This is a genomic window from Cyanobium sp. WKJ7-Wakatipu (genome assembly GCF_024345355.1).
GTDB lineage: Bacteria > Cyanobacteriota > Cyanobacteriia > PCC-6307 > Cyanobiaceae > Cyanobium_A > Cyanobium_A usitatum.
This window is the reverse complement of record NZ_JAGQAY010000013.1, coordinates 41,895-59,280: the sequence shown is the minus strand read 5'-3', so window position 1 is coordinate 59,280 and position 17,386 is coordinate 41,895. Positions and strand designations below refer to the sequence as shown.

Below are 17,386 nucleotides of genomic sequence, written 5' to 3'. Positions count from 1 at the left end.
TTGCAACTCTTTGTTGTTCGTCCCAGAAACCTCGCTGGCCCATGGAAAGCATGTAATCTTGAAGCCTTAGTATAATTCAAATTCGGTCGCTATCAAGCGGTCTTGCGATTTTTCGAGGTGCCCTTAAGAATGCTGCAGATATAGCAGGAGCATCTGCGTCAGTCGCTCAAGAAAAAGTAATCCAGGAATACCTACCCAAGATTGTTGCTATCTTGCGAGAGAAAGCAGGACCAGCAATTCTTGATATCCTTTCTGATATTGACAAACTTGGCGACCTCGCACGGACTGCTTATCAGGCACTTCCAATGCCCGTGCGACTTGTGGTGAAGGAGCAGAATTTTATTGATTGGGTGATTTCTCACCAAGGCAAGGTGGTTGAAATTGTTAGAAATCAGAGTGAAAAAACTGATGCAAGTAGTGTTACGGCAAATATCCTTATGCCAGGAGATGTAGAGTTATCGCTTTTGGATTCTGCTGAAAATACTCCTGATGTACTTGACAATTCGCCACCTTGCAAGGTTGCAGAATCTCCTTAAGATTTAATCAGGTCAAACTTGACCTCGTACCTGTAGAACTCAATATTGGGAGCAACCTTCAGTGCCCGCCTAATTCGCAAGTCATCTTCAAGGGCAATAATCACCCCACTTACCCGCTGATGCTCTTCGGCGATCTCCTCTGCGATATAACCCATATATCGCTGAATTTGTCCGACCACTGAATCACTTGCCCTCCCTTTCTTTAATTCAACTACCAGGATCTCATTTTTATCCTTGCTGATTGCAAGAATATCTATCGGTCCAGTATCGGTAGGGAATTGCCTGCCGAAATTGTCTTCTTCTTGATAGATGTCATATTCTCTCCCGAGTGGTGTCTGCGACCAGTTGGCGACAAGAAAATCTTCAAGGTGCTTTTCCAAAGCAAAGACTGCTGGATCTTCAATTGTTTCATCAGTACTTATGAGAACTGGTTTTGGAACTTCTCCTTTGATGAGTCCCCCCAGTTCTTCCCTGTACTTGCTTACCTGACTAATCGTGCCAATAGAACCTGTTGATTTTTTGAGTGAGTCGCTCATCTCTGAGCGATCAATTGTCTCCTCAAACCAATGAACCTGTCTTTGGTGTGGTTGTTCTGCTCCTGGAACATATCTGTACTCGCTTTGGACTTCACCCACGAAGTATTTTCCTTTCCCGTCTGGTGATAGCACGATGTCCCCAACCTGAATCTTTTTGCAGATTGTCCAGAGAAATCCGCAACTCAGTCCTGCCGCTATTTTGCTTTTCCCTGGATTTGCCTCCAGGTATTGGGGAATGAATTGCTTGTTGAACTCTCTCCAGTCTTCGTGGAGTGAATCCGTTAAATCCTGATAGATGTCAAAATCAGCACCGATGAATCCTTGCTCACGGCATTCCTGGGCATACATGCTGCCCTTGCCGAGCATGACCCTGTAGAACTCTTTCATTGGTGAGGTGCTCCCAGTTTATCTTCAATTAGGTCCCATCTTTCTTCATATTCAGTAATATCCCACCCGCTATATCCAACCCTTGGCGGCAATACCAATGCTCGGATGGAACTCTCTTCATGTTTCCTTCCGTCCTTGCCTGGAGTTTCCAACCATTTCTTATGCTGTTCGCTAATCTTCTCTGACATTATACGAGAGGGTATTATGTAGTAGATGAACGGATCCTCTGACTTGTACTGAGGTATACCTCCAAGTATCCAAAAGAAATTGTCACCATAAAACCTTTCTGCTTTCCTCCCTACACTGCAAGTCCTTCCCCCTGGAACAAATGTTTTGACCTGAATATGCACAAAGCGGGTGCCTTCCACATTGCTGCAGAGGATGTCTGTGTTCGGTGTGTTTCCCAGAGTCACAACTGCCGAGTAACCCATCCTGCAGAGTTGTCCCGCAATGAAAAATTGACTGGCGTTGCCACGGGTGGTCTTATCCATTAGAGCAATTTCACCCCCTGCTCCTTCAACCATTGCCTGTGACCAAGGTAGTCCGTATCAAAGCGACCAACCAACTGCCAGAAGTCTTTGGAGTGGTTGGGGTGGATGAGGTGGCACAACTCATGGATCACCACATAATCCACGATGCTGTGCGGTGCCTTGATGATGTTCCAGTTGAAGACCACCTGCCCTTGCTTGTCGCAGGACCCCCAACGGGACTTGAAATTGCGGACACTGATCCCCGCTGGTGAAACCCCTATCTGCTGGGCATAGCGGTTTGTCTTGTCCTGCAGGCGTTCAAGTGCCCGTGAGCGATACCAGTTCTCTAGGTACTGCTGGATTCTTAGCGTCTGATGCTCATCCTGTTCTGTTGGTCTGATCGTTGCCTTGAGGTATCCACCCGACAGGCACACTCCCACCTGATGACCTTCCTGGATCTTGAGTCGGTAGTTCCGTCCCAGGTAGGGGAATGACTCCCCACTGACCAGTTCTTTAGTGCGGTGTGGTGGCACCCGCTTGAGTTCGGCAACCTTGGACCTGATCCAGGAGCGTTTCTGTTGAAGGATTGCTGCTACCCGCTCATCGCCCAGGTCCTCGGGAACTCGCACCTGCAAATCAGTGCCAACGATGTGGAGACCAGCAGTTCGCCTGACAGAGCGGACCACCTCCACCCGCAGACCCAAAACCTCCAGTGGAATAGCAGTCACCTGAAGTGCCTCTTACCCAGTTCCATGAACCGCTCTGTCACGGCATCCACCAGTTCCTTGTCGCCAAAGGGTTGATCCAGGATGGACCGCTTGATCTGCTTTTTGATTCGGGTGACCTCATCCCACTTGTCAAAGAACCCGACGATCTGAGTTGCCTCCTGGAATTCGGTAACCAGTTCCTTGGTGAGATCCAGAACCTGCTGATGGGTTTCCTCATCCATGGTTGAGTCCCCTGATGCCTTGGTGATTTCTGCCATCAGCGACCTGTAGAAGGGTCCCTGTATCTCGCTTAGTCCCAGGTCCTCGTTCTGCTGGGTCTTCTCCTGCTCCATCCCATCACGGAACAGCAGGAGTTGCTGGACGAGTTCCGCCCATTTCTGCTGGCATTTCTGGATGATCTCCTCAAGACGCAGTGCCAGGGACTGGTAGTACTCGGGGTCATCGTCCAACTTGACCTTGAGGTGTGCCTTGATGGCATGTTCCACCTCAGATGCCTTTGCTCTGTCGTTGGTCTGGGCGGCAAGGACCTGCTCAAACTCAACATCAAAGAGTTTGGTAGGGGGCACCCGTGGATCTACCCCTGTCGCTCGGACATGCTCCTCAATGAGAGCACGGACCTTTTCCCCGCATCCCACGATGTTCAATTGCTCGTCCCGATAGCGGTTACGGCATCCGATCACCACCTTGCCTAGTGCCTTTAGGTCGCCCAAAAATGGTGATGCTGCTGGATCAGGTAGGACGATCTCTACCTGCTTGGAGAAGGTCCGAAAGTCCGCTTCAAACTGCTGCCGCTTGAGTTCGTCCTCCATCGCTTCAATGCAGGAATCAATGTCCTGGAGGTCCAGACCCTTGAGGTGCTGCTTCACCCTGGTGTGTGCTGCCTGAAGTTTCGGGATCTCGTCCTTGAGGTTCTTGAGGGCACCTTGGACATCGGTGGAAGAGAAGACCTTGAGGGCATCAGCGAGGTAATCGGTTAGACCGTAGTAATCAACGATGTACCCACTGAACTTATTTGCCTTGGTCCGATTCACTCGTGCAATCGCCTGCAAGAGGGTGTGGTCGGTGAGTTTACGGTCCAGGTACATCACCTGACAGATGGGTGCATCAAACCCCGTCAAGAGCATGTCTTTGACGATCAGCAAAGAAAGAGGGTGTTCGTGAATTGGTTTTTTGAAGTTCTCAATTGCTTTCTTGTGATCCGCTGGATTGGTCCATTTCGCCAGATGGGGCGGGTCGTTGTGGTCTCCTGAAATCACCACTGCTGACTCTGGTGCTCCTGGGATGGCATCCAGTTTTTGCTTGTAGAGGACTGCTACCTCCCTGCTTCCTGTCACCAGAATTCCCTTGAAACCATTTGGCAGGATTGTGGTGCGGTAGTGCTGAACCAAATCCAGTCCGATCCACTCAACTCGCTGAGGTGCTTCCAGTACTGCCTTCTCGGTGCCGTACTTCTTCTTGATCGCTGCCTTTTCCTCTGGGGTCTTGCCCTGGAAGTAGCGATCAAACAGGGCATCCAGCGAATCGCCCGTGACCTTGGTGGTTGCCTCCCGTCCTTCGTAGAGGATCTGGCAGGTGGCACCATCAGCGACTGCCTGCTCAATGGTGTAGGTGTCTATGTATCCACCGAACTCTTGGGTGGTTTTCTCGCTGGTGATCAGGGGAGTGCCTGTGAAAGCAATCTTGGGGGCATTGGGTAGAGCGGTATTGATGGCAGCACCCAAGGTTCCGTACTGGGTGCGGTGTGCCTCATCCGCCAGCACGATGATCCGATCTGAGTCGTTGAGGCAGGAGTACCCGAAATCACCCTCCTGCAGTTTCTGAATCGTGGCGGTGACCAGATCAGAGGCATCCCTGGCAAGCAGTTCCTTGAGGTGATTGACCGAAGAGGCATTGAGAACGGACTCCCCTTGAGCGTTTCGGAAGGTGGCAGTCAGTTGCCCGTCCAGTTGGGTTCGGTCCGTGAGGAAGACGAGTTTGTAGTCCCGTAGCAGTGGGTCCCTACGGATCTTCTGGGTGAGGAAGACCATGGTGAGGGACTTGCCTGAACCCTGGGTGTGCCAGATGACCCCGCCTTTGCTCTTGCGATCTCCTGGTGCCCTGAGACGCTCAATGGTCTTCTGAACTGCCCTGAACTGCTGATAGCGGGCAATTTTCTTGATCGTGCGACCGCTGTCGGTTTCGTAGAGCGTGAAGTTCTGGATGATGTCCAGGAAGTTCTGCGGTTTCAGCAGACCCTGGATCAGTAGTTGCTGGGCGTTGGCAGGGGACCCCAGTTCCTTGGCATCGGTTGGGTAGGGGTCCTTCCATTCCAGGTAGTACTCAACAGGTGATGAGATGGTCCCAACCCGTGCTCCATCCCGATGGGTGGAGACCATCACCTGGTTGTAGTGGAAGAGTTTCTCGCACCCTTCTGTGTCGCTTGGATTTCTGAGGTTGGAGTAACGGCGTAGTTGGTTGATGCCCTCCGCCATCGGATCGGTCACGAATGGCGATTTGCACTCAATGACCCCTAACGGCAACCCATTCACGAAGAGCAGGATGTCGGGAATGATGTTCTGAGATGGTCCCTGGATCTTGAACTGATCAACGCAGAGGAATTCGTTGTTCTCTGGTTGGTCAAAGTCAATCAATTTCAGGGTCTGACCACGACGACCACTGCCAAGGTCCTGATCCACGCTGAAGTACTGAGTCAGTCGTTCCCAGAACCACTTGTTTGACTCCATCAGGGTGGAGGTCTGAATCAGGGTGACTTCTCGGACGACCTTGCGGAGGTTGTCTTCGCTGATCCAAGGGTTGATGCGTTGGATTGCCTGCTCAAGGTTGGATGTAAGAACCACATCCTTGAGGGATGAGCGGTGATTTGACTTCTCAGGGACGAGGGTCGTACCATCCATGTGAGACCACCCCAGACCCTTGAGTTGATCAAGGGCAGGTGCCTCTACCAGTTTCCGCTCGTCGCCTTCCATGGTTAGACGCTGACCCTCTTGCGTCCTGAGAGGAGATCCGAAGAAACAGCAGATTTGATATCTTTTAAAATTTTGGACTTTGCGAAAAGTTTTGCGATCAGTTTTCGTTGCGACTCCAGTTTTTCTACTATTGACGACTGCTCTTCCCGTGACGGAATTGCAATTGGAATCTCCAGCAACTTCTCTCTCGTCAAATGTGAGATGCTTGTTTTGCTAATAAAGTCGGACAGCAGATTTCTTGATTTGCAGTATGCCAAGTAATGCATCATGAAAGTGGGTGTGCATTCGCCACTCCTTGGTCTCATGCGGTGAATTGCTTTTTGATAATAGATCTCGGCATCTGTTTCTTCCCAAATACAGCACCTGCCAGCATCGCCACCTTCGCAAACTAATAGATCGCCAGATCTCAATGAAAACTTTCTTTTTTCGTCTTCGGAAAAATGCATTAACTCTAAATGGCGAATGTCTGGATTCCATTGTTGGATATTCTTGTTGCCAAGGTATTGGAACTGATGTCCGTGCTCCTTTGCTTCTTTGTTTAGCATCTTTCCCAGTTGGACCTCAAATAAATTGGCGATAGGTAGTGTCTTCAGTTGTGAATCGTGGCGATGCATGGGGGCGAATGCTGTTGATGCAATGCTTTCAAGTAGTTGATCCTGAAATGATGTGAAAAGTGCATCTTCTTTGGCAATCTGCTTGCTTAGGAGATTGCTTCTTCTGTCAATCCCAGAGAGTATCTCGGCGATCTTCTTCTGCTCGGGGAGGGGGGGGAGATCAATCTCAAGTTCAAGAAAATCCTCTGGGGAAATCCTTCTCGCCTTTCTTCCACCATTTCCTAAACCACCTTGGTAGGCGTAGAAATCTGTTCGGGACACATAATGCAGAAACCAATCTGGGGCAACTTTGTCTCCTATAAAGTCAAAGCATGGGAGATCAACGGTTGTTTCAAAACTGTTAAGGTTGTCGGGGATGATTCCAAATGCTCCATTCAGAAAATCAAGTTTGCTGTATATGAATTGACCCGCTCGCCTTGCGTAGTACATTGTATTCTCGCTCCCTGGTCTATTCTCCTGTTTTGCAAATACACCTTTCCCATAAAGTTTGACAGTTATTTTTCTGGCAATATTTCCAGGGGACCCAGGCACTCTGCTTTCTTTCAGGAATGCCCCTATCTTTATTGATTCCATTATTCGTAACCCAACTCCTTCAAGAACCCGTGCATCACTGCTTCTGCTTCCTTGACCTCGGCATCAATTTGAGCGAGTGAGACCCCGTACTTGTCCCACCAACGCTCAAATTGCTGTATCACCGCATCAGAAGCATCCCCCAGGTGCTGGCGGATCTGGGACTTCTCCTGAATGTCATCCCGAAACTTCAGATACTCCCCATCCTTTGGCACAAGGACCACGCTCACATCAAACCCTTCAAGGATCTCCTGGATGTAATCGCTCTGAGTTTCCTTGATCGGCACTCCACCATGAAGAATGCCCCGCACATCAAAAGGTTCAGGTGGCGGTGAGGTGTCTGCATAACGGCGGATATTTAGGTTGTGGTCGTTCTCCCGTATCTCCTCAATCGGTACAACCCGTGAGAATCGCTTGATTTCGTTGTAGGCGTCAAAGCATCTCACAATCTTTTCAATGTCCTGGTCTCTGAGGATATTTTGATTCTTGCCCTCCTGGTAGTCTAGTTCAGCATTGATGAAGAGCACCTTTCCTCTTCGTTCAGCACTCTTGTCCTTGTTGATAATTATCAGTGAGGCAGGAATTCCAGTGCCGTAGAACAATCCAGATGGAAGACCAATCACCGCTTCCACCAAGTCATCTTCAAGGATGCCCTTACGGATCTCACCTTCTTGACCACCACGGAACAGAACCCCATGAGGAACCACCACTCCCATCACTCCCTCTTGATTCAGTGAGGCGATCATGTGCTGAACGAATGCCAGATCACCAGCATCCTTAGGAGGAATTCCGTAGCGATACCTTCCATATCCATCATGCTCGGCAGTTTCCCTTCCCCAGTTTTTCAAGGAGAATGGAGGATTGGCGATCACCCGATCAAATCGCATCAGTTCGCCATTCTCCACATGCTGTGGTTCGCCCAGGGTGTCTCCCTTGCGAATGTCTGCATTGAAGAAACCATGCAGGAACATATTGAGTTTGCAGATCGCCCAGGTGCTCAGGTTCATCTCCTGACCGAACAACTGAATGTTCTGCTCGTTCTCACCGTGAGTTGCCAGGTAGTTCCTTGATTGGAGCAGCATTCCACCTGAACCACAGGTTGGATCCAGTACCTTCATTCCTGCATGAGGTTTGATCAGTGACACCAGCAGTTTCACCACCTCACCAGGCGTGTAGAACTCACCACCTTTCTTGCCCGCAGAATCAGCGAACATCTTGATCAGATACTCATAGGCACTGCCCAGAAGATCAGGACGATCAAAGTCCGCAGTTCTCAGGCGGAACTTTGAGTAGTGGGAGAGCAGATCCCTGAGTTTGTTGTCGTTGAGTTTGTTCTTGATGTTGAAGTCAATGGAGACCAGCACCCCTTCCAATGTTGGGTTGTGCTCCTCAATCGCTTCGGTTGCCTTGTTCAGTTCGGCACCGATGTCGTGCTTGAGGTCCTTGAGGTTCTCCCACCTTCCTTTCTCGGGCACATAGAAGGTCTTGTCGTACTCGTCCTTGTCATCGGCGAGTTCTTCTGCCTGCTCCTGGGTCTTGCCCTTATCCAGGTAGTACTGGATCACCCCCTCCCTTGCCTCATCAAAGGCATCGGACAGACGCTTGAGGAACAGCATCCCGAAGATGTAGTCCTTGAATTCCGAGGCATCCATGCTTCCTCGCAGGATGTCGGCACTCTTCCAAAGGAATGACTCCAGTTGGGAGAGGGTCAGTTTCTGCCCGATCTGGAAGGCGGGTTCTGGGGCAACGCCATTGCTCTTGGGTTTTCTGCCTCGCTTCGGTTTCGGTTCGTCGTCTGTCCGCAGTGATGCCAGCAGATCATCCAGTCCGCCCAGGTCTTCACCCGTCTCTTCGTCGTCCGCTTCGGGTGTGGCGAAGGTCGCTGAGTCGGTCACTCGGTCTTGTCACTTCCGCCCATTCTCGCCTGCTGGACTGGGTTTTGCCCGTTATGCAGGGGTTGCATAGTTCTGGGTTGGATGCCTGTGGGAACACTGTGCGCTGCCTCTACGACCTCTGGTGGCGCGTCACACAGAAAGCAGCGCCTATCCCCAAAGTGACTGATACCCGCTGCCCGAAACGATGCCTGCCAGTGAGATGGTGAAGACCAGAGACCTGCGCAAGGGTTTGTCAGCGACGAACTCATCCAGATCCACCCGCCGCTTTGGTCCCTCGCCTATGTCTCTGGGTATTGACTTTCTTGGTCACGAACACGCTTGTTTAGATCGTGACAAACTGAATATGCACTTTCTATCGTCGGTACTCTCCTTTCTTTACCTTGAAGACGGTCATCTTTTACGTACCACCCTTAAGTGCTCCGCCTGATATGGCAGTGCTCTGCTTCATTTGCGTGAGATGCAAGTGACACATTGCTTGTGTACCCTTGGTTATCCATGGTTTCTTATTCATATGCGTACACCATAAGATGCCCAGGCGCATGATCCATCACATATGAACCAGGGATGATGCTTAATACCTATTCGATTCCCTTATAGGCATTTCGACTTCTTAATTGATACTCGATTGGTTGACCAGACTGCTCTCTTCTGCAGATTGCCTCAAAAAACATAACAATAGATCACTCTGCTGGTGCAACCACTTTTAAAATTCCACTATTCCTTGGATTTTATTCCAGAACGATTCAAAGTGGAATTTTTTAGAAAGATGCGCGCTCAACTTTTGCTTCCCAGGGAATAGAACCGAGCAGCGAAGTGAGGACTGCTATTGCTATAGCAGTCACAATTCAAAAAGGTAAGTTCCTCATTTAATTATGTTCAAACCGATGACTTGAATATCTTCCGCGTCTGGTTCCAACCATTCTGCAAACTCCTGTGTAATAGCAAGGATGTCTCCCTCATCCAGCAACCCACTAACAATTCGCGAAATACTCCAGTCCACGATTTGAGAAACAATTTCTTCCGTTGTGGGCGGGGTTTGCCTCCAGCGTTTGATTGAGAGAGGAGATTCCATTGTTCAAGCAGCAGTTTTGCAGAATTTTGCGCCCTAAACATGATTCTGATGATTTGCACTGGGTCGAGTGGATCTGCTTAAGAGGTCTTAATGCCTGAATCGTGCGGCATCCAGCAAAACTTCTTAAAGGTTTTGCCTTTATTGAACCGTTCCCGCTACCTACACCGCATTTCCTTCTTCCAGATTTGCTCCAGTGACTTGCGGAACTCTCCACCACTTTGTGGTCGTGTCAGTTTCCGTTTCCAAAAGACACTGCTAATCCACCAGACCTGAAGACCGCCAAAAACAAGGGCGACCAGACCCAGTTGGATGTATCCCCATTTGAGGTGCTCCTGTCACGCCTCCCCCTTTGCCCTCAGACACCGCTTCGTTTGCTGGTGCTGCCTGAATGCCCACTGGTTGCCCTTCACGACCATTCCACAGTGCTCACAGACCGTTGTTGGCACTTCTTTGACCCAGTTGTCAGGTCGCTCCCCCACCAGTTCCCGCCTTGATGGGTCAATTCCTCTGCCGCGTTGGTAGCGACCAAGAGCAGGCGCAGTGGTCACGAACCCTGTTTCAAGGCAGCGGAACAGCAGGGTCTGCCCACGGAGGTTCTGGAGTTTGGTGGCGTTGATGGTCGTGGGGATGTCTGGCACCGTAAAGTTACTTCACTAAAACTTGCCAACATTAGGTTCTTTCGTCTGACGCTTTTTCAATTATTGTCCCCATATGGGGACTGGATATCCTCATCTCAACCAGCGAATTCCGCTTACTTTGGATTTGGTCGCAATTGCAACGGTATGCGGATCACGCACTCGGATGGTGAGCATCTACTCGTGCTGAGTGACGAAGAAGCGGCGGCGCTTGTTGAGGCGTCTGCTCTGCTTGTGCTTGCTTCTCAGTCCATTGCTGGCGCTGTACTACCGCCAAGGATGGCAACGGTGCTGGGGCAACTCTTTGATGGTCTCAATGTCCCTACTGCCGTCTCTGCACCTCAGCAGGACAACTGAGTTCACTGAACGCCAGGACTATGCGGGTTACATCAGTTGGAACCGATCACCTTTTGTGCCTCAGCGAGGAAGAGGTTGGTCTGCTGGTGGATCTGTGCCACGCAGGTGCCTTTTCAGAGCACATCGCATCTTCTGCTGAACGACGGGAGTGTGTGGATGCCTTTATGTGGCAGGTTCAGCAGTCGCTTTTGCCAGCAGTCCAGAAGCGTTACGGCAGAAAGGCGCTGAAGAGGTCTGGGGCGTAGGGGCAAGAGACCTACTTCTTGACGCCTTCCTGGGGTGTTGTGCCTGTTTGCCCATTCATCTGACCGCAGCAGCAGCACTGGGCATAAGCAGCAGTCCCCATCAGCAGGGTTCCAGTGGTCAGAGCAAGGAGCAGCAGGCGCTTCATTTGGGTCTTGAGCGGAGTCGTATAAGCACTCTATGAACGCTTTCTCCTGTTGGCGACTGCTTTGGCGATAAGGGACTCAATGGACTCCTTGACCCCACCACCCGACCGCGACTAGTACAGGTGTATCCGCCCGCCAGTGATGCCTGCTGTCCGCCCTGTGCCACCTGCTGCTCCCTCTGAGGAGTGGGAGTTTCTTGAGTGGAATGTCCTCAAACCATCCCGCTCCTCAAAGGTCTGCATGACCTGCCAGCACTTTCGCTACGAGGTCGGCAGGCACTGCGTCACCCTGCTCACCTGCCCGATTCATCAGGGTCTGATTCCTCAGGGCGACCATCTGACAAAAAGGTGCTCTCAGTGGGTCGCTCGGCAGGAGGTGCGGCAGGGGTGGTGTCCAGAAGGGGCGTGACAGATCGTCGGTGCCTCTGGCGACCTCCTGTGATTCCTTGGGGTTTCTGGCGCGCTCAGGTCGTCTTGGATTATCTTTTATCCAGTAGAAGGGGAGGAATCAAACCAGCACCAGATCTCCAGCACTCAAGGTTGCTTTGTTATCAAGGATGGCAAGAACACCACCAGTACCAGCACCTTTGATGATGCCGTTCTGGTTCCAGTGCAGTTCGCCGTTTGAGGTGTTGTAAACGAACAGAGATGCCGTTGACAGCGCCGTATTCAGTGCGGTTGCATTACTGACTACGCTCAGGGTTGCTGTGGATGCATTGATGCCAAAGGCACTCTTTGTGATCATGATTTTATCCCCCTGTACGCTGGAGAAATCGGTGATGTGATCAGCAGAGGAATTGCGGAAACTGGATGGACGCGATGAGAATTTGAAGGTATCTGCACCTCCAAGACCAGTCAGAAGGTCGGTTCCACCGTTGCCACCATCAAGGATGTTGTTGGCACTATTACCGATGATGGTGTTGTCTAGTTCGTTACCAGTTCCATTGATGGTAGTTGTTCCTGTGAGAGTCAGATTTTCAAGATTGGTTCCAAGTACCCATGAGACGGAGGACTCAACCGAGTCAACATCACTAGAAATTAGTGTTTCTTTGATGATGTCATCGGCGGAATCAACGATGTAGATATCGTCGCCACGCCCGCCGATCAAGGTATCAGTGCCACCATTGCCATTGAGCACATTGGCACTAGCGTTGCCCGTGAGAATGTTGTTAGCGGTGTTGCCAGTGGCATTGATCGCTCCAGATCCAAGCAATGTCAGATTCTCTAGGTTGTTTGTGAGTGTGTAGGCGATTGTGGATTGAACTGTATCCGTGCCTGCGGATGCTAATTCGGTGATCACATCGCCAACATTGTCAACGACATAGGTATCATCACCAAGACCACCGATCATAGTGTCGGCACCAGCAAGACCATCTAGCGTGTTGTTGGCGTCGTTGCCTGTGATGGTGTTGTTCTGGGCATTCCCGTATCCAGTGATGGGTGTGGATCCTGTGAGAATTAGGTTCTTATAGGCGCTGGCGATACCGCTCTTGATGATGCTGGTGCTGGTGGAGAAGGTATCGACAATCTGCGTTGCAATGGATGCCAGAGGATTGTCACTTAGGTCGGTGATAAAACCTGAAGAGGTGGTGTTGCTTGGCGGGTTGTAGGAGACGCTGATTGATTTCGCGCTATCCAGTGCACGCCCAGACAGTGTGAGAACTAACTGGGAGGCAGTATGAATCGTTGGATGATCTGGTCCCGTGATTTGGGATCTTGTGACCTTGCGGGTTTGACCATCAACGATGACGGTCATGTAGGCAGGATTCAGTGAACCACCACCTGCAATCTGAATGTCCTCGGAGAACTTGAGGATCAGTTGGTTGCTGGTGGCGGCGGTGGATTGGAGGGTTGGGGGTGATATGTCGTCACTGACATCGGTATTGTCCATGTTCAATTTCACTACAAATCCATCTTGCCCTCCATTGTTGGTTTGACCATCAAGGTCACCGCCGGTGGATCCAGCAACAAAGATGCCACCATTGCCATCGGCGATTGCTGTGTTAATGTTATCCGAAGATGACGAACCAATTAGTCGGGTCCAACTCTTATTGCCAGTGCTGTCATAGTGAGCAATAAATCCATCGCCATAACCATTGCTGGATTGACCATCAAGGTCACCGCTGGTGGATCCAGTAACAAAGATGCCACCATTGCCATCGGCGATTGCTGTGTAAATGTTATCCCAAGTGGACGAACCAATTAGTCGGGTCCAACTCTTATTGCCAGTGCTGTCATAGTGAGCAATAAATCCATCTTGCTCTCCATTGTTGGTTTGACCATCAAGGTCACCGCCGGTGGATCCAGCAACAAAGATGCCACCATTGCCATCGGCGATTGCTGTGTTAATGTTATCCCAAGATGACGAACCAATTAGTCGGGTCCAACTCTTATTGCCAGTGCTGTCATAGTGAGCAATAAATCCATCGCCATAACCATTGCTGGATTGACCATCAAGGTCACTGCCGGTGGATCCAGCAACAAAGATGCCACCATTGCCATCGGCGATTGCTGTGTTAATGTTATCCCAAGTGGACGAACCAATTAGTCGGGTCCAACTCTTATTGCCAGTGCTGTCATAGTGAGCAATAAATCCATCGCCATAACCATTGCTGGATTGACCATCAAGGTCACCGCTGGTGAATCCAGTAACAAAGATGCCACCATTGCCATCGGCGATTGCACTTTGAACGTGGTCCCAAATATACGAACCAATTAATCTAGTGAACGCAAGACTTGCTGTCACCACAGCTGTCATCTCAAAATCTCTGAAAACCTAGCGCACCTGACCCGAGAACCAACCTGTTTAAGAAATTTGTTACAAATCTTGCCTTTTCGCATTTGGATGTGCGGGATCTGCATAAGGTCACGGCAGGGGATGCATCTGACAAAAAGGTAGTTGGTGCCATGGCAGGAGGTGAGGCAGGGGTGGTGTCCTGAGGGTGGGTGACAGACCACATGCCATACCGACGGATCCGAAATCGTTCTCGACCTAACCTCCGTTGTTCTGGATCTGATGTCCCTGCTTATCCCCTGCGGTTTCATTGAATCTCGATGCGTTGTGTGAGATATCATGTGAGATCTCATTATGAGACTGAACTAAAACTGTCCTAAAACGTTCCGGCAAGTACCTACTTGTTTTCAAATCGAATCCCACCCTCTCCGCTTATGCAGAGACCAGTTTCATTGTTTCCTCACTGACACGGATGCCGAACTGCTTTGGAGCACCGGGATGGTCGTTTTAACAATCGTTGCTTGCCTATAGCCAAGCAGGCTATGGCTCTATCAGGCAAATCGTGACACCTGCCATTTGGCATTGCCTTTGCTTTGCGTAAGATGAATGATGTTTTCTAAATCTTTCTCATCCCGCCATTTGAGTTCAGCATTGACGCCAATATTGTCAGGCGTAATATTGTTATTTAGGCTTAAGTGTTCTGCTGCAAATTCCAGTATTTTTAATGCCTGGGGTAGCTGGGAGATCCATCGGTGGTGCTTGTTTTCGTATTTTATCTCAATTGCAATATGCTCAATCGCAGCATTTAGCGCAGTTGGGTCGTCAATTAATTCCTCTTTGCTTTGAGTGCCATCGCCGCAAATATTGATATAGAAGTATATGCTTCCTTTGATTGCAGGTGCTTTTAGGATGCTATCGCTACCAATTTTGGCAAGAAGTTCCCTATTCTCTTCAACCGTCTCCTCGCCAAGGCGACTGCCGAACTGCTTTGGAGAGCCGGGATGTTCGTTCATAACCGCTGGATCGTGTGGTTGTAGTGTGGCAGGGCATGGAGGGTTGCCAGCGCAAGGGAGGAGAAGCCTGCGGAATGTTCAACTGGTTTCCGCTGTATATATCGCTACGGCGCTCTTATGAATTTGCTTTAGAAAGGATGAATTCAGCGGAGTCGGTATGGATTTCTCTGGTTCGCCCTCCCTTCTTGTCTTTGTCGCCCTAGTGGGGCTTTTAGTTGTCGAAGTGGTTCTTAAGTTTGGCGCTTGACATATTATTTTTTGGCTTAAATCAACCACGGTGGTGTTAAGTCCAAGAGGCGCCGATATTCCATGCAGCGAGTGTAAACGCCTAAAAGCGTAAGTGAGTCGTGATGAGCGACGGGAAGCATGTCCCTGGCGGAGTCGAGAGCGCTAGGGATTTTGTGAGCGAACCCTGCTTCTTTGGCATTTTTGGCAGGTTTTCGAGTGCCAGTTGTGGAATTGAGTTGGTGATCGCAGCAGTAGCTGGTCTGTGGGTTTACAGGGGATTTCCTTTTCCTGCTTCCTGCGTCATCCTTGGGTTGAATTCCACCACTACTTAAGATGAGGGACGACGATTTCTCTTTGGTCGACGACGATGCCAATGATGTGGAGCTGCCTGTCTTTGATATGGGCGCCGAGCACTGGCAGGAGGAAATTGATTTTCTAGAACAACGTCTTCGTGGCGAGCAGGGCGATATTGATAAGGACGATAAGGAGACTTGTAAGGAGGCACTGGCAATCGCCAAGGAGAACCTTGCCAACTGCTTAAGGCGTCAAAAGTAATATCCTTGTAATTTTAGACGTTGCATGTTGCCCACCCACTTGTTCAGGGGCCAATAGCTAATCGGAATTGATTTTGCGAGTCAAGCACCGACGTTCACTTTGCTGTAAAGAGAACAGAACTCTTCTTTGCCTGAATCCATGGCATGGGCCATTGAGTTGAGCACATACTCAAGATCTTCGGTTGCTAGCTCGCCGAGCGAATTCCAGTTTAAGGCAAACAGAATTGAAGAGTCCATGGCAGGGTGTTGAGGCCACCCTGGTGCAAGGACGACTGATTTAATGTCTGCAAACCATAACCCCATAAGCCGTCAAAATGGGATTTCAGCACATCCCATGGTCTTAAGAAATTAAGTAGTGGGCTTGATTCTGCTGCGCTGCAGTGCTTTTGGGAGATTTGAATGCTCAGGATTCTGCGACTAATATCTTTTTCTGCTTTTTCTTAACGTTAATAGGCCGGGATAAGAGGGCTGATTTTTATCTTTTGCAAGATATAACCCGTTGGCGTGATGCCTCGTGCGATGAATTGAAGGGGTTGTGTGGTCTGAAAAAGCTTATATGATTGACTTTAGTAGTTGTCGCCGTACTTGACTTCGGTCGATGCATTCATAAGTTCTACAGTCGTTTGGAAGCCCTGGGCAACGGTTACCTCGTGTTGGATGCCGATGTCCCTTAATGCGGTTACGTCGTATTCAGGAGCGGTGATCCAGCTGAATCCTTTGCCAAATGTGTTGTCAGGGTTGACCACATACCAATGGCAAGCGGTGTCTGGAACTGCCACCGAGCATTTGGTCCAGTCGTTGTCCCATTGGGGGACTTGAACAAATGAAAGGGCCGCAAATAAGAAACCAAAAATACTTAATAACATGGTCGCCTTATGAAATCTTCACAATCCTACTACGGTTTGGTCGCTTTTTGTCGTTTCCCTGATCTGGATTTGGTTTCGGTTGCCTAAATTTCCCATCCCTGATCTGGGTCGAGCCCCTGGAGATGCCCCACCACGAGAACCGTCCCACCAAAATCTGCCCCGTTTGTGAGCGGCCCTTTCAGTGGCGGCGCAAGTGGAGGGAGGTTTGGGATGAGGTGCGCTACTGCTCAGAAAGGTGCCGCCGGCAACGCACCGCCAAAGAGGTTTAAAAGATGCGCCCCACCTTTGTGAAGTTGGAGCTGGGTCTGGTTTCTAAGCCCCAATTCGACGCCGTGATTCCAGCCCATATGGCCTGGCTGGCAGAACTAGAACGCAAGGGCCATGAGCCCCGCAGTGGTTATTGGGCCGATCGGGTCGGCCTCAATGGCGATGGGGCTGGCGGCATGTTGCTCTTTACGGCAGCCAGTTGGGAAGAAGCCGATGCCCTTGTTCGAACAGATCCGCTGATCGTTCAGGAATGCGTCAGTTGGACGCTGCATCAATGGGCGCTGGTGTTTCCGCCAGGAGGTTTAGCTGTGAAACAGCAATACCAGACCTGAATTGAGCTGGTGAAACTCCCGCTCTTCGCGACTTAGATCCAGCCCTACCTGCAGACCTTCCTTGAGGGCATCTTCATAGGGAGGAGCTGTTGGCGCTGCCCCGGCTTGCCACAGGGCTGCAATCCCTACAGGTGTGGCGTGCCAGCTAAAGCAAGGGGTTAGCCCGATGTTCGGCTCCTTGAGGGCATCTTCGAGCAGCTCGCGAATTGCCATGTTCTCCATGATCTGCTTGCAGCTT

General features: G+C 50.3%; 17 protein-coding genes. 5 read left to right on the top strand and 12 right to left on the bottom strand.

The features are described 5' to 3' along the window. Positions 1-212 precede the first annotated feature (212 nt). Positions 213-536: a hypothetical protein gene (locus KBY83_RS09285; protein ID WP_255019265.1), complete on the top strand. Its 324-nt coding sequence runs from the start codon at positions 213-215 to the stop codon at positions 534-536. Here KBY83_RS09285 and KBY83_RS09280 read toward each other — a convergent pair. The 7 genes from KBY83_RS09280 to KBY83_RS09250 all read right to left on the bottom strand — a co-directional run bounded on the left by KBY83_RS09280 (position 533) and on the right by KBY83_RS09250 (position 9,774). Then, complete coding sequence (locus KBY83_RS09280; RefSeq protein ID WP_255019264.1) at positions 533-1,459, bottom strand: endonuclease NucS domain-containing protein; 927 nt, start codon at positions 1,457-1,459, stop codon at positions 533-535. The genes KBY83_RS09285 and KBY83_RS09280 overlap by 4 nt on opposite strands. After that, positions 1,456-1,950: a hypothetical protein gene (locus tag KBY83_RS09275; protein WP_255019262.1), complete on the bottom strand. Its 495-nt coding sequence runs from the start codon at positions 1,948-1,950 to the stop codon at positions 1,456-1,458. Before KBY83_RS09275 ends, KBY83_RS09280 begins: the two co-directional genes overlap by 4 nt. Then, positions 1,950-2,633: a M48 family metallopeptidase gene (locus KBY83_RS09270; RefSeq protein ID WP_255019261.1), complete on the bottom strand. Its 684-nt coding sequence runs from the start codon at positions 2,631-2,633 to the stop codon at positions 1,950-1,952. Before KBY83_RS09270 ends, KBY83_RS09275 begins: the two co-directional genes overlap by 1 nt. A gap of 20 nt (positions 2,634-2,653) precedes the next feature. After that, positions 2,654-5,623 (bottom strand): type I restriction endonuclease subunit R, encoded by a 2,970-nt coding sequence (locus KBY83_RS09265; RefSeq protein WP_255019259.1) that lies wholly within the window; start codon positions 5,621-5,623, stop codon positions 2,654-2,656. A gap of 2 nt (positions 5,624-5,625) precedes the next feature. Next, a complete protein-coding gene (locus tag KBY83_RS09260) occupies positions 5,626-6,810 on the bottom strand; it encodes a restriction endonuclease subunit S (RefSeq protein WP_255019258.1) in 1,185 nt (394 codons plus the stop codon). Next, positions 6,810-8,702 carry a type I restriction-modification system subunit M gene (locus KBY83_RS09255; RefSeq protein ID WP_255019257.1) on the bottom strand — a complete coding sequence of 631 codons (1,893 nt, stop codon included), beginning with the start codon at positions 8,700-8,702 and terminating at the stop codon, positions 6,810-6,812. The genes KBY83_RS09260 and KBY83_RS09255 overlap by 1 nt, the downstream gene beginning before the upstream one ends. Positions 8,703-9,564: 862 nt before the next feature. After that, positions 9,565-9,774, bottom strand: a complete 210-nt coding sequence (locus tag KBY83_RS09250; RefSeq protein WP_255019255.1) for a hypothetical protein — start codon at positions 9,772-9,774, stop codon at positions 9,565-9,567. 515 nt (positions 9,775-10,289) lie between these two features. On the opposite strand from KBY83_RS09250, the gene KBY83_RS09245 reads away from it, so the two are divergent. After that, entirely contained in the window at positions 10,290-10,766 is a 477-nt protein-coding gene (locus KBY83_RS09245; protein ID WP_255019253.1) for a hypothetical protein, read from the top strand. 896 nt (positions 10,767-11,662) lie between these two features. Here KBY83_RS09245 and KBY83_RS09235 read toward each other — a convergent pair. After that, the gene (locus KBY83_RS09235; RefSeq protein WP_255019251.1) at positions 11,663-13,912 is read right to left on the bottom strand and encodes a SwmB domain-containing protein; all 2,250 of its coding nucleotides are present in this window, start codon (positions 13,910-13,912) and stop codon (positions 11,663-11,665) included. Between the two features lie 527 nt (positions 13,913-14,439). Beyond that, complete coding sequence (locus KBY83_RS09230; protein ID WP_255019249.1) at positions 14,440-14,901, bottom strand: hypothetical protein; 462 nt, start codon at positions 14,899-14,901, stop codon at positions 14,440-14,442. 561 nt (positions 14,902-15,462) lie between these two features. Between KBY83_RS09230 and KBY83_RS09225 the strand changes: the two genes are divergently transcribed. After that, a complete protein-coding gene (locus tag KBY83_RS09225) occupies positions 15,463-15,684 on the top strand; it encodes a hypothetical protein (RefSeq protein WP_106501395.1) in 222 nt (73 codons plus the stop codon). A gap of 80 nt (positions 15,685-15,764) precedes the next feature. Here KBY83_RS09225 and KBY83_RS09220 read toward each other — a convergent pair whose 3' ends face one another. Together KBY83_RS09220 and KBY83_RS09215 are read right to left on the bottom strand one after the other, a co-directional pair. Beyond that, positions 15,765-15,920, bottom strand: a complete 156-nt coding sequence (locus KBY83_RS09220; RefSeq protein WP_255019248.1) for a hypothetical protein — start codon at positions 15,918-15,920, stop codon at positions 15,765-15,767. Between the two features lie 329 nt (positions 15,921-16,249). Beyond that, entirely contained in the window at positions 16,250-16,549 is a 300-nt protein-coding gene (locus KBY83_RS09215) for a hypothetical protein (RefSeq protein WP_254935879.1), read from the bottom strand. A gap of 122 nt (positions 16,550-16,671) precedes the next feature. Here KBY83_RS09215 and KBY83_RS09210 point away from each other — a divergent pair, with 122 nt between their 5' ends. Together KBY83_RS09210 and KBY83_RS09205 are read left to right on the top strand one after the other, a co-directional pair. Next, positions 16,672-16,818: a DUF2256 domain-containing protein gene (locus KBY83_RS09210; RefSeq protein WP_255019247.1), complete on the top strand. Its 147-nt coding sequence runs from the start codon at positions 16,672-16,674 to the stop codon at positions 16,816-16,818. A 3-nt stretch (positions 16,819-16,821) separates the two neighbouring features. After that, entirely contained in the window at positions 16,822-17,148 is a 327-nt protein-coding gene (locus KBY83_RS09205) for a YciI family protein (RefSeq protein WP_255019245.1), read from the top strand. Here the strand turns inward: KBY83_RS09205 and KBY83_RS09200 are convergent. Further along, complete coding sequence (locus KBY83_RS09200; RefSeq protein WP_106501675.1) at positions 17,119-17,361, bottom strand: hypothetical protein; 243 nt, start codon at positions 17,359-17,361, stop codon at positions 17,119-17,121. The genes KBY83_RS09205 and KBY83_RS09200 overlap by 30 nt on opposite strands. Positions 17,362-17,386: the final 25 nt, after the last annotated feature.

Bases quoted from the DNA above. Each gene is read 5' to 3' on its own strand.
- KBY83_RS09280 (WP_255019264.1), bottom strand. From the start codon at position 1,459: ATGAAAGAGTTCTACAGGGTCATGCTCGGCAAGGGCAGCATGTATGCC.
- KBY83_RS09275 (WP_255019262.1), bottom strand. From the start codon at position 1,950: ATGGATAAGACCACCCGTGGCAACGCCAGTCAATTTTTCATTGCGGGA.
- KBY83_RS09265 (WP_255019259.1), bottom strand. From the start codon at position 5,623: ATGGAAGGCGACGAGCGGAAACTGGTAGAGGCACCTGCCCTTGATCAA.
- KBY83_RS09260 (WP_255019258.1), bottom strand. From the start codon at position 6,810: ATGGAATCAATAAAGATAGGGGCATTCCTGAAAGAAAGCAGAGTGCCT.
- KBY83_RS09250 (WP_255019255.1), bottom strand. From the start codon at position 9,774: ATGGAATCTCCTCTCTCAATCAAACGCTGGAGGCAAACCCCGCCCACA.
- KBY83_RS09235 (WP_255019251.1), bottom strand. From the start codon at position 13,912: ATGACAGCTGTGGTGACAGCAAGTCTTGCGTTCACTAGATTAATTGGT.
- KBY83_RS09230 (WP_255019249.1), bottom strand. From the start codon at position 14,901: ATGAACGAACATCCCGGCTCTCCAAAGCAGTTCGGCAGTCGCCTTGGC.
- KBY83_RS09225 (WP_106501395.1), top strand. From the start codon at position 15,463: ATGAGGGACGACGATTTCTCTTTGGTCGACGACGATGCCAATGATGTG.
- KBY83_RS09220 (WP_255019248.1), bottom strand. From the start codon at position 15,920: ATGGACTCTTCAATTCTGTTTGCCTTAAACTGGAATTCGCTCGGCGAG.
- KBY83_RS09215 (WP_254935879.1), bottom strand. From the start codon at position 16,549: ATGTTATTAAGTATTTTTGGTTTCTTATTTGCGGCCCTTTCATTTGTT.
- KBY83_RS09210 (WP_255019247.1), top strand. From the start codon at position 16,672: ATGCCCCACCACGAGAACCGTCCCACCAAAATCTGCCCCGTTTGTGAG.
- KBY83_RS09205 (WP_255019245.1), top strand. From the start codon at position 16,822: ATGCGCCCCACCTTTGTGAAGTTGGAGCTGGGTCTGGTTTCTAAGCCC.
- KBY83_RS09200 (WP_106501675.1), bottom strand. From the start codon at position 17,361: ATGGCAATTCGCGAGCTGCTCGAAGATGCCCTCAAGGAGCCGAACATC.